At 59.0% G+C, this 11,129-nt stretch carries 10 protein-coding genes; 5 read left to right on the forward strand and 5 right to left on the reverse strand.

All coding sequences use genetic code 11. The annotated features are described in order from the left end of the window. Positions 1-234 precede the first annotated feature (234 nt). The gene (locus HYZ49_18245; GenBank protein MBI3244225.1) at positions 235-1,611 is read left to right on the forward strand and encodes a hypothetical protein; all 1,377 of its coding nucleotides are present in this window, start codon (positions 235-237) and stop codon (positions 1,609-1,611) included. Between the two features lie 554 nt (positions 1,612-2,165). Here the strand turns inward: HYZ49_18245 and HYZ49_18250 are convergent. Continuing rightward, positions 2,166-3,530, reverse strand: coding sequence for an FAD-dependent oxidoreductase (locus HYZ49_18250; protein MBI3244226.1), 1,365 nt, complete (start codon positions 3,528-3,530; stop codon positions 2,166-2,168). A gap of 23 nt (positions 3,531-3,553) precedes the next feature. Here HYZ49_18250 and mutL point away from each other — a divergent pair, with 23 nt between their 5' ends. From mutL to HYZ49_18265, 3 genes are read left to right on the forward strand one after another with little or no spacing between them, the layout of a single operon-like run. After that, positions 3,554-5,434: a DNA mismatch repair endonuclease MutL gene (mutL, locus tag HYZ49_18255; protein MBI3244227.1), complete on the forward strand. Its 1,881-nt coding sequence runs from the start codon at positions 3,554-3,556 to the stop codon at positions 5,432-5,434. A gap of 26 nt (positions 5,435-5,460) precedes the next feature. Further along, entirely contained in the window at positions 5,461-5,916 is a 456-nt protein-coding gene (locus HYZ49_18260) for a protein kinase (GenBank protein ID MBI3244228.1), read from the forward strand. A 53-nt stretch (positions 5,917-5,969) separates the two neighbouring features. Further along, positions 5,970-7,064: a zinc-binding dehydrogenase gene (locus HYZ49_18265; protein MBI3244229.1), complete on the forward strand. Its 1,095-nt coding sequence runs from the start codon at positions 5,970-5,972 to the stop codon at positions 7,062-7,064. A 98-nt stretch (positions 7,065-7,162) separates the two neighbouring features. Here HYZ49_18265 and HYZ49_18270 read toward each other — a convergent pair whose 3' ends face one another. From HYZ49_18270 to rpsF, 4 genes are all read right to left on the reverse strand, one after another. Beyond that, positions 7,163-8,482 carry a peptidylprolyl isomerase gene (locus HYZ49_18270; GenBank protein ID MBI3244230.1) on the reverse strand — a complete coding sequence of 440 codons (1,320 nt, stop codon included), beginning with the start codon at positions 8,480-8,482 and terminating at the stop codon, positions 7,163-7,165. Positions 8,483-8,602: 120 nt separating this feature from the next. Continuing rightward, positions 8,603-8,887 carry a 30S ribosomal protein S18 gene (locus HYZ49_18275; GenBank protein MBI3244231.1) on the reverse strand — a complete coding sequence of 95 codons (285 nt, stop codon included), beginning with the start codon at positions 8,885-8,887 and terminating at the stop codon, positions 8,603-8,605. A 19-nt stretch (positions 8,888-8,906) separates the two neighbouring features. Continuing rightward, on the reverse strand, positions 8,907-9,305 hold the full coding sequence (locus tag HYZ49_18280) for a single-stranded DNA-binding protein (GenBank protein ID MBI3244232.1): 399 nt from the start codon (positions 9,303-9,305) through the stop codon (positions 8,907-8,909). Positions 9,306-9,344: 39 nt separating this feature from the next. Further along, complete coding sequence (gene rpsF / locus HYZ49_18285; GenBank protein ID MBI3244233.1) at positions 9,345-9,686, reverse strand: 30S ribosomal protein S6; 342 nt, start codon at positions 9,684-9,686, stop codon at positions 9,345-9,347. 469 nt (positions 9,687-10,155) lie between these two features. Between rpsF and HYZ49_18290 the strand changes: the two genes are divergently transcribed. After that, entirely contained in the window at positions 10,156-11,028 is an 873-nt protein-coding gene (locus tag HYZ49_18290; GenBank protein ID MBI3244234.1) for an RHS repeat-associated core domain-containing protein, read from the forward strand. Positions 11,029-11,129: the final 101 nt, after the last annotated feature.

The raw sequence follows: 11,129 nt of genomic DNA on the forward strand, positions 1-11,129 counted from the left end.
CGCACCAGTCACTGGGCTACCGCACACCCGCCCAGATCTATTTCGCCAGCCCGACCTGCCTGAACTGACGCCGACCAGGCTGTGGATATGTGGACAGCCGACGGGCACCCCCTGCCCACATATCCACAGCCCCTACGACGACGATGGTATCCACCCAATCTCCCGCAAGGGAACAAATTGCACCTTAGCCCAAGCCCTTTTTGTGTCTTGACAAAGGGGGCCACTATAGGAGCGTTGAGCAAACCCCATGCCGCGACTTCCGCTGGCTCTGATACTTTCTGCTACGACCAAAACGGCAATATGGTGAAACGGGTTGAGGGCGGCACAACTTATGCTCAGAACTTCAACGCCGAGAACATGATGATGTCGGTGGTGACTGGCGGGCAGACGACGACGTTTGTGTACGACGGCGACAATACACTCGTCAAGAAAGTCAAGCCGGATGGAACGTACACGGTCTACATCGGCGTCTACGAAGTTGAGTACAGTGCCGCTAACGCGGTGACGAAGAAGACGAGTTACTACCCCGGCGGGGCAATGCGGGTTGATGTTGTAGGCGGCGCGAATACGCTGTACTACCTGCTCAAAGACCATCTCGGCTCGGCCAGCACATTGTTGGATGTGAACGGGAATCTTGTGACCAACGGCGAACAGCGGTATTATCTATTTGGCGAGAGCCGAATCACGACGGCGGATTTGAAGACCGCGCGCCTGTTCACTGGACAATTGGAAGTAGGGCTGGGCGGCATTTACAGCTATGGCGCGAGAATGTATTCACCGCGTTTGGGGCGGTTCTTGAGCGCGGATACGGTCGTGCCAGATTGGAAGAATCCGCAAAGCCTGAATAGATTCGGCTACACACTTAATAACCCGCTAAAATACATTGACCCGACAGGACATGCGTCGGTTTGTGGTTCTGCATATTCTGATCCGGAATGTGGAGGGGGCGGTGGTGGTCGCCACAATGATAGCCACGCTAAGAGCAACTCTACCTCTAACACACAATCCTACACATTGCCGCAAATAAATATTCCATTTGTAGGTGGCCCTGACTTTTTGGTCGCTCCCGCTTCTGCGCCCGAGTTCTCCTATCAGGCAGCGGCTACATCTACCCCTGGCCCTACTGCAACATCTCAAGGCAGTGGAACATCTGCTACACGGGCAGCACAAGCAACTACAACGGTAACGAGGACACCAACGCCAACAGCAAGTGAGCCGCCAGATGCACCTCAAGTACTTTACCATTACACATCGGCCGCGGGTTTAGCCGGAATCCTAGCGTCAGAAGCGATACTGCCATCACTCGGCACCGGTCCTAATGCTTTTTTCGGTGAAGGGATATACTTTACTGACATTTCACCTTTACAAGCAGCTGCCACACCATCGTATAAACTATCTCGGGCTCTCACTACCACGCCATGGAACAATGACAAGATGACGGCATTTGTTGCTGTTGATGTATCTGGGCTTACTGTTAAGTGGGAGAGCCCAGTGTTCTCAAACACATACGGTACCGCATCAATCTACCGTTATCCCACAACGGTCCCATTAGGTATTACTGATCGAGTGGTTTCATCTGGCCCGGTACCCTATGTCGGCCAAAAGCCATAGATAGATTATGAATTATGAAAGGGATATTTATGAAACATCGATCACGATGGCATCGGGATCTTCCTGGACGAAGGGATATATCAGCAACTGAGTTTTTGAACAGTTTGTATTGGAATTTGTCTAGGCGGGCGGTTGACAATGAATTCCAGTTGTGGGCAGGAGATCAACTCCTAGTCGCTAGTAAACGTCAAGAGGATATTGACGCGTTTGAATTAGGAATGGCAACAGCTTTGGGTGTCTTGCCTGATGAAATTCTAAACATGATAAGGCAGGTTGGTTCAGAGTAGGGGATGTCAAAACTGGAGAAGCACCAATCTGGCTGAGATAAGCCAACTGACAACGCGATCCAGGATGCTTGTGAGCTCTCAGTTGACGTCTACACTGCGGAATGAAAAGAGAAAGATATCCCTAGAATCGCCAAAGCCGCCTACAACGCCTTCAGCCGCCTGCTGTGGATGAAGTACCCCGGCGGTAACGCGGGGCAAAGTGGCGAGACGGTAGCGGCCCCGAAAATCAGATATCGCAAGAGTAAAGAGAACACGGCTTGTCTGAGTTCAACCAGGCAAGCCGTATTCTTTTTTCGCCCTCAACGCTCCCGCGACCCTCTGCCCGCTCTCCACCGCGCCCTCCATGTAACCCTGGTGCACCGCCGTGTGCTCGCCCACAAAGTGCAACCGGCCGGCGGGCCGCCGCAAAGTTTCCCAGTAGGCCATCACCTCGCCCGGCGCAAAAGAGGCGTAGCCGCCCTGCGAAAACGGCTCGTTGCGCCAGGCCATCGTTCGCCCCGCCGCCACGTGCCGGGCCGAGCCGGGAAAGGCCTGCTCCACCTGGGCAATGGCCAACGCGATTCGGTCGTCGTCGCTCATGGCCGAAAATTCCGCGCCGCCGGCCGCGCCTGTGTAAACGGTGAGGATGCGCCCCGCGCCACGCTGGTTGCGGGTCGGCTCCCAAATGCAGGTGATGGGCAAATCGGTGAGCAGGCTTCCATTCCAATCGCCCTCGCCCCAAAACCGCTTGCGATATTGAATCAGCACTTTGGTGACTGCGCCGTAAGTCACCCCGTTCAACATGGCTTGATGATCGGGCGGCAGAGGCGGCTTGAAGGTGATCGCCCGCGCCGGGCCAAGCGGGATCGCCAGCACGGCCTCGTCGGCCTCGGCCCGGTTCACGGTCTGGCCGACTCGGTAAGTGACGCGGACTCTTTCGTCATCCTGTTGTATCTCGGTCACGACCGCCCCGAGGCGCAGGTCGGGCAGGGCGCTCGCCATTGCCTGTGGCAATTGGTCGTTGCCGCCTACGATTCTGAACGAGGGGCTGTCGTCGTCAGGATCGCGGTAGTAAAAAGCGCCCCAGCGCGCGAGATCCAAAAGCGATAACTGCTCCGGCTCGGCGATGAACTCCGAGCGCAGGCGGGCCGTGAAGACTTTCTTTGCCAGCGAATGAACGTTCAGGCTCCTCAACCAGTCAGCCGCCGATTGCGGGTCGAGGCGAGTTGCCTCCGGCGCCGCCTGGGGTTGGGCCGGGTCGGGCACGTGGCGGCCCAACCCGGCCAGGGCGGCCCAAACCTTTTTCATCTCAGCCTCAACGTCAACGCCCCACAGGCTCACATCGTCCGCGCGCCCAACGCGTCCTTCCAGCGCCACCCATTGCGCCCAATCACCCATCCCGCCCAACGTTTCAAGTTGAAGCCCAAACCGCTGGACCAGATCGAGCAGGCGCGGATGAAACGCTTCGATAAACTCGCCGCCGCCTTCGGCATACTGGTTTTCGGTAAAGCCGTCGCGCAGGGTAAACACCCGGCCTCCCACGCGGTGGCGGGCCTCCAACACCATCGTCTTCCACCCCGCCTCGTGCAATTCCAAAGCCGTCGCCAGCCCGGCCAGCCCGGCGCCAATGATGATTGCTGTTTCTGTTGTCATGGTGAGTGAATTATAATCTCGCCATGCCCATTCGCCTGCTTTCAGAAGACATTGCCTCGCAGATCGCCGCCGGAGAAGTGGTCGAGCGCCCGGCCTCGGTGGTGAAGGAACTGCTGGAGAACGCCCTCGACGCGGGCGCAAAAACGATCACCGTTGACGTGGAAGGGGCGGGGCGGGCATTGATCCGCGTTTCGGACGACGGTCAGGGCATCCCCGCCGCCGAGGCTGAGTTGGCCTTTGCCCGTCATGCCACCTCCAAGATTCAGTCGGCGGACGATCTGTTCTCGGTCGACACGCTGGGCTTTCGCGGCGAAGCCCTGGCCTCCATTGCCTCGGTCTCGCGCGCGAGCCTGATCACCCGCCACGCCGACGAAGCCGACGGCACGCAAATGAAATTCGAGGGCAGTAACTTGATCAGCCGCGGGCTGATCGGCGCGCCGCGTGGCACCGTCGTCTCCGTTGAGAACCTGTTCTTCAACGTCCCGGCCCGCCTCAAGTTCCTCAAATCCGAGACGGCGGAACGCGGCCACATCACGGCGCTCGTCACCCGCTACGCCCTGGCCTATCCCACAACCCGCTTCCGCCTCAACTTCGAAAACCGCAGCGTCTTTCAATCGTCGGGCAACGGCGATTTGCGCGAAGTGCTGGCGGCGGTTTACGGCGTGGACGTGGCTCGCCAACTGCTGGAAATCATTCCGCCCGACGCGCCCGACCCCGCGCCCGAACCGCTCCCCGAAAACGACGACGAGTGGCCGCTGGCCCTGCGCGAGCGTCCCGCCACTCCTCACCCGCCGCCTGCAATCACTGTCTCCGGCTTCATCTCGCCGCCGGCCCTCAACCGCTCCAACCGCAAAGAGATCACCTTCTTCGTAAATGGGCGCTGGGTGCAGGACATTCGACTCTCGGCGGCGGTGATGCAGGCCTATCACACCATGTTGATGGTGGGCCGCTATCCGATCGCTCTGGTTATGCTCAACGTTCCAGCCGCCGACGTGGACGTCAACGTTCACCCCACCAAAGCCGAAGTGCGCTTCCGCCGATCCGACGAGGCCTTCTCGGTCGTCGAGCGGGCCACGCGCCGCACCCTGATCTTTCGCGCGCCCGTGCCGCAGATCGAACCGGCCCACTGGAGCAATCAGCCCTCAGCCTCCTTCGGAAGCAGTCAGCCCATCTTCGCCAACATCCCGCCCCGTTTCGATGCCGACTCCATCCCGCCTCAATCTCCAATAACTAATAACCAATTACCAAGCCCCAACCTCCAAACCGCTGGCGCGCAACCACCCAACTACCCAACCACCCAACAACCGCCTCTCCCCGCCAGCCATGTCCCCCTCCTGCGCGTCATCGGCCAAATCGGCGCGGCCTACGTGGTGGCCGAAGGCCCGGACGGCCTGTATCTGATAGATCAACACGCCGCCCACGAGCGCGTGCTCTACGAAGCCTTCAGCCTGCAACGCGCCGCCGCCCAGATCGTCTCGCAGGCTCTGCTCGACCCGGTTGCTGTTGAAGTGCCGCCCGCCGCCGCCGCGATTCTGCATTCCCAAGTTGAGACCCTTAATCATCTGGGCTTCAGCATCGAACCGTTCGGCGGCAACACCTTTTTGGTGCGCTCCCTGCCCACCGTGCTGGGCCAGATCGATCCGGCGCGGGCGGTGCGCGTCGTCGTCGAAGACTTTGAAGAGGACGAAACGGTGCTGGCCGCCGAGATCGAAGCCCGGCTGATCGCCCGGGTGTGCAAGCGGGCCGCCGTCAAAGCCGGGCAAACGCTCTCACAGGCCGAGCAGGTGGAACTGGTGCGCCGCCTCGAGTCCTGCCAGTCGCCGCGCACCTGCCCGCATGGCCGCCCGACGATGATTCACCTGAGCGTGGAGTTGTTGGAGAGGCAGTTTGGGCGAAGGGGATAAGCTGATGATTAAACAGGAGATGCTCGATGACAACCAACACTGAAGCGCTTGCCGCCCTCCACCGCCACCTGCAATCCATCTTCGACGCCGATCTGGAAACGTATCATGCGACCACTACTGCCGATCTCACCTTGTACGAGTGGTACATCGTTCCCCACCGAATTGACGGCGTCCCCTTCCACGACTTCATGATGATCGAGTCGGCCCGGCCCGACGTGGCCGGCGGCCAGCTTGATCCTACGGGCGCGCCTGGCGCCGAGAAGCCGCGTACACGATACGATCTGGCCAACCTCAAACTGCAACAGTACGGCGAGACCGTGATCGCCAGCTACACGATGATGCTCTCGCAAAGCGCGGCGAGTGGCGTGCGCGTGCGCTCGTACAACGAGAGCCGGGTGCTCATCAAGTTGGCCGAGGGCTGGAAGGTTGCGCATGTTCACAAGTCGCCCGACTGGCGCGCGCCGTTCCAGCCGCCGAGTTAAGGGTCAACGGATTGAACGAATTGAACGGATAATTGCAAAATTGGAGATAAACAATGCCTCTCGCCGCCGTGATGACTGCCCCGAACAAACCCATTGAAGTGCAAGACCTGCCCGCCGCCACTGTTGAGCCGGGCGGCATTTTGCTGGAGACGATTTATTCCGAAGTGTGCGGCACCGACGTGCATTTGCATCACGGCCACCTGGCCGGTGTGCCGTATCCGATCATCCCCGGCCACGTGTCGGTGGGGCGGGTGGTGGAGACGGGCGGGGCGGTGACGGACATTGACGGTCGCCCGATCAACGTCGGCGACACCGTGACCTTTCTGGATGTCCATGAAACCTGCCACAATTGCTGGTATTGCCTCGTCGCCAAAGCCTCCACCCGTTGCCCGCATCGCAAAGTTTACGGCATCACCTACTCGGCCAATGAGGGGTTGCTCGGCGGCTGGAGCCAGAACATTTATCTCAAGCCAAAGGTGAAGACGATTCTTCTGCCGGAGGGCGTGCCGCCGGAGCGTTTGATTGCGGGCGGGTGCGGTTTGCCGACGGCCATTCACACCATCGAGCGGGCGGCGATTCAGTTGGGCGACATGGTGGCCGTGCAGGGCAGTGGGCCGGTGGGGCTGAACGCGGCGATACTGGCCTTGCTCTCAGGCGCGGGCGGGGTGATGGTGTTGGGCGATCCGCCGAATCGTTTGGCGACGGCTCAGGCGTTTGGCGTGGATGAGGTGATCGGCGTGGGTGAAACGACGGCGGCGGAACGGGTGGAAAAGGTTCGGGCGCTGACGAACGGGCGGGGGGCCGACGTAACGATTGAGGCGACGGGCGTGCCCTCAGCCGTGCGTGAAGGAATGCAAATGACACGCGACGGCGGACGCTACGTCATCGTCGGCCAGTACACCGACGCCGGCGAGATCAACATCAACCCACATCTCGACATCAACCGGAAGCATTTGGAAATTCGCGGGTGTTGGGGCTCAGACTTCAGCCACTTTTACCGGATGGTGAATGTGCTGGCCCGGCACGGCGGGCGGGTGAACTGGGAGCGGATGATCAGCCGCGAGTATAAGCTGGATGAGATGAATGCGGCGCTGGACGATGTGGCCGCCGGACGGGTGGTGAAGGCGGTGGTGAGGCCGAACGGCTGATATAGGACGCGGACGCTTGCGCGCTGATTTTCGCAGATGAGAAAAATCTGCGTTTATCCGCGCGCTTCGCGTCCGTGTCCTATTGCTTTATGGATTGGTTATGGCGTGGCTGTGGGTTCGGGCGTGTCGGTGGTGGGCGGGTTGAGCACGTCTGCCACCGTCGGCACTTCGGGCACGCGCAGTTGCCAGTAGCTGAATTCGGTGATGAGGTCGGTCTCGGCCTTCTTGTTGCTCAGCCAGGTGTCGAAGGCTTCAGTCTTCTTTGTAGCAAACTCTTCGTCAGTCATCTCGCGCTTCTCGCGGGAGAGAACTTCGATGATGTGGTAGCCGAACTGCGTTTGCACCGGCTGAGGGTAGAGGCCGAGCGGGGCGCTGAACACCACCGCATCAAACTCGGCCACCATCTGGCCCGGCGCGAACGTGCCCAGGTCGCCGCCGTTGTCTTTGTTGCTGGTGTCGAGCGAGTTAGCGGCGGCCAGGGTTGCAAAGTCGGCGCCCGCCTGTAATTGCTTGATGAGGTCGGTTGCGGCGGCTTCGTCGGCCACCAGGATGTGCCGGGCGTGGGCCTCGTCAATCTCGCGCGGCGTGTCGGCGGCAATGGCGTCCGTCACCTTCTCGCGCAAAAGGTTGGTCTCAAAGAGGCGGCGGAAGTCGGCGTCGGTCATGCCGGTGAAATTCTTGAAGCGGGTCGTCGTCTCCCCAAAGGCCTTTTGAAAGCCTTCAAGTGTATAAGGTGTTGAGGTGGGGAAAGGCGTGGGCGAGGGGCCGGCGGTGGACGTTTGAGTCGGCTCCGGGGTGGCCGTCGGCGGCGTGGTGGCCGAAGGTGTGGGGCTGGGGCCTTCGGTGCTGGTGGGCGTCACCGTCGGCGGCTCGGTAGGCGGCAAGGTGGCCGTGGGAACCGGAGTCGGCGTCCCGTTGGGATAAAAATCAAAGGCTTCCTGGATCGCCTTGTCAATTTCTTCAGGCGAAACGGTGATGCCACGCGCTTCGGCTTCCTGCCGGATGATCTCGTCGTCTATCAGTTGGTCGAGCACCTGGCGGCCCAACAGGTTCGGGTCGCTCAGTTGGCTTTCAATCTGGGTGAGCTGGTTTTGGTAAAAGCTGGTGGCGTTGGAATTGCTGCCGAACAGTTGGATGATTTGTGAGAGTTGGGCGGATTGCTGGCTCAACTGCACGCGCTGATACTTCACCGCCTTTTGAAAGTCGGCGGTGGAAATGCCCACTTGGCCCACTTTGGCCACCGGCTGGCGCGGCTGGAGGACGTAGAAGTCCAGCAGGCCGTAGCCGATGATGGCTAGAATAATAGCTATAACGCCGACGGTGACGCCGATGACCCATTTGCGTAAAAGCGCTTCGCGCTCGGCGCGGGCCAGGTGTTTGCGAGTAAGGCCGGCTTGAGGCGGCCTGCTTTTGGTCATACTGACTCTCCTCTTTGCTACATGGCAACGGGCATAGGGTGGCCCCTATGCCCGAGTGTTTTCGTTCATGTCTCGGAGACCTGACGAGCCTCGCGCAGCGGCCTGTCAGGTCTCAAGTGATTACGCAGTGCCGGATGTGTAAGGCAGAAGCGCCATGTGGCGGGCGCGTTTGACGGCTTCTGTGACCAGGCGTTGATGTTTGGCGCAGGCTCCGGTCTGGCGGCGGGGCCGAATCTTGCCCCGTTCGGTGATGTACTTGCGCAGGAGATCGGACTGCTTGTAGTCCACAGTTTTGATCTTCTCGGCGCAGAACTGGCAGACCCGGACCCGGCGGACGTAACGTCCCCCGCGCTCGTCGCCTTCACCTTCTTCGTCTTCCGAGCCTCGTCGGCGATAGTCGTCCACGATTTAACTCCTCTATTTGCTAAAACGGAAACTCATCTTCAGGTTCGTGAGTTTCGGGGGCCGCATTTTCGGCGGCGTGATGTTTACGGTTGTCGAGAATCGTCATCTCGTTGGCCACCACTTCGGTGCGGGAGTGCTTTTTGCCTTCGGCGTCCTCCCACGACCGGGTTTGCATCCGGCCTTCGACGTAGACGTGCGAGCCTTTGACCAGGAATTGTTTGCAGGTCTCGGCCAGTTTGTTCCAGGCGACGACGTTGAACCATTCGGTTTCTTCGCGCCGTTCGCCGTCAGGAGTGCTCCACATTCGCGAACAGGCCACGGTGAACGTGGTGACTGGATGCCCGGCCGGAGTGTAGCGCATCTCCGGGTCGCGTCCGAGGTTGCCAATGATCATGACTTTGTTTAAGCCTCTACTCATGGGTCACTCCTCTCGTGTCTGATAACGGGTCTCGATAATTTAGGCCGAGGCCGGGGCCGGCTCTTCCGGCGCCGGCTGAACCGGCGCGGCCGGCTCGGCGTCGAGCCGCACGATCATAAAGCGCATAATCTGCTCGGTGAGGCGCAGGTTGCGTTCCACTTCGAGCGGCGTCCCGGCGTTCATTTTGGTGTATAGCAAAACGTAATGCCCTTCGCGCTGTTTGCGGATTTCGTAGGCCAGTTTCTTGCGGCCCTGCCGCTCGACTTTTTCAATCGAGCCGCCGCCGGACGTGATCCAGCCTTGCACTTTTTCCGTAAGCGCGCCAACGCCTTCATCGTCCACTTCGGGATGGATGATAAAAGCCACTTCATAGTTGCGCATGGTGAGAGGTCTCCTTTCCTTGGGATTTGCCCCGGTCGGCCGGCTATGAGGGGCCTGCCGCCTGGAGCGGAAAGTGTTTGTGAGAAGTTGTAAACTTGGCTCAACAACACAGTGTGGCAAAAGTTTACCACAGAACATTGATTAATGCTCGACTTGGCCGATTGGCGCGAGGGTTTTCCTAAAAGTCGGTGTTTCGCGCCGGGCGTGGCAGATCGGGACGCGGATAACGCTGATGAAACGCGGATTTTTTTATTCGGATGACCAGGCCTGATTGTTTTGCTGAAAGCGTTGATGGTTTAGGAAGACTGTAGTGGCGGCATCATGTTTTGCAAACACGTAATATGAAACGTGATAGTGTACTGTGACAAATACGTGACAATGTACTGAGTCGGCTTAAAATTTTTGGCCAAGCTTGACTCGGCGAAATGTTTTGTTGTAGTGTGTCGGCGGTCGTTTCATCAACGGCTCGATGACCGGCCTGGCCCACAACGCCAACGGCAACATGACGACGCGCGTGGAAGGCGGCTCGACGTATACGCAGAACTTTGATGCGGAGAATCGTTTGACATCCGTCACTGTTGGCGGGCAGACGACGACATTCGTCTACGACGGCGACGGCAATCTCATCAAGAAGGTCAACCCCAACGGCACGTACACGGTGTACGTTGGCGGCCTGTACGAAGTGGAGTACAGCGCCGCAAATGTCGCGACGAAGAAGACCAGCTACTATCCAGCGGGAGCCTATCGTTTAGAAATCGTAGGCACGTCGAATAACGTGTATTACATGGTAGGCGACCATCTTGGCTCGGCCAGCGTGCGGCTGACCTCGAGCGGCAACATTGGCACGGGCGGCGAACAGCGGTATTATCCCTTTGGCGAGAGCCGCATCACGAACGCCGACTTGAAGACTGACCATCTTTTCACGGGGCAGTTGAGCGTAGGGCTTGGTGGCATTTACAGCTACGGCGCAAGGTTTTACTCAAGCAAACTGGGACGTTTCTTGAGCGCGGATACGGTGGTGCCGGATTGGAAGTATCCGCAAAGCCTGAACCGCTATTCGTATGTGTACAACAACCCGCTGAAGTATGTGGACCCGACGGGGCATCGAACAGAGTGCTCTGGCACGAGCGACTTTATCTCAGAAAGCACTGGCGATGGTGGCATTTCATGGGCGAGTTGTTGGGCAATACAACGAGATAAAGGACTATTGACATCTATTGGCGTATCGGACGCCGATGCGGAAACTATAGCTACAGGTGTAGATAAACTCGGGCTACAGGGCGGATTCTTGGTTTTCTATAATCAATACCTTCGCCATTACGATGGGACGAAGGAGGGTTGAGCGATGTGAATGCGACCCAGACGGGCCACTTGGCTAAAAATCTGCGCCAATAAAACTGGCTCAGGTTTTTGCGGAAGCAATTTTATCGTCACATTCACGTA

The organism is Chloroflexota bacterium, assembly GCA_016197225.1.
Lineage (GTDB): Bacteria > Chloroflexota > Anaerolineae > Anaerolineales > VGOW01 > VGOW01.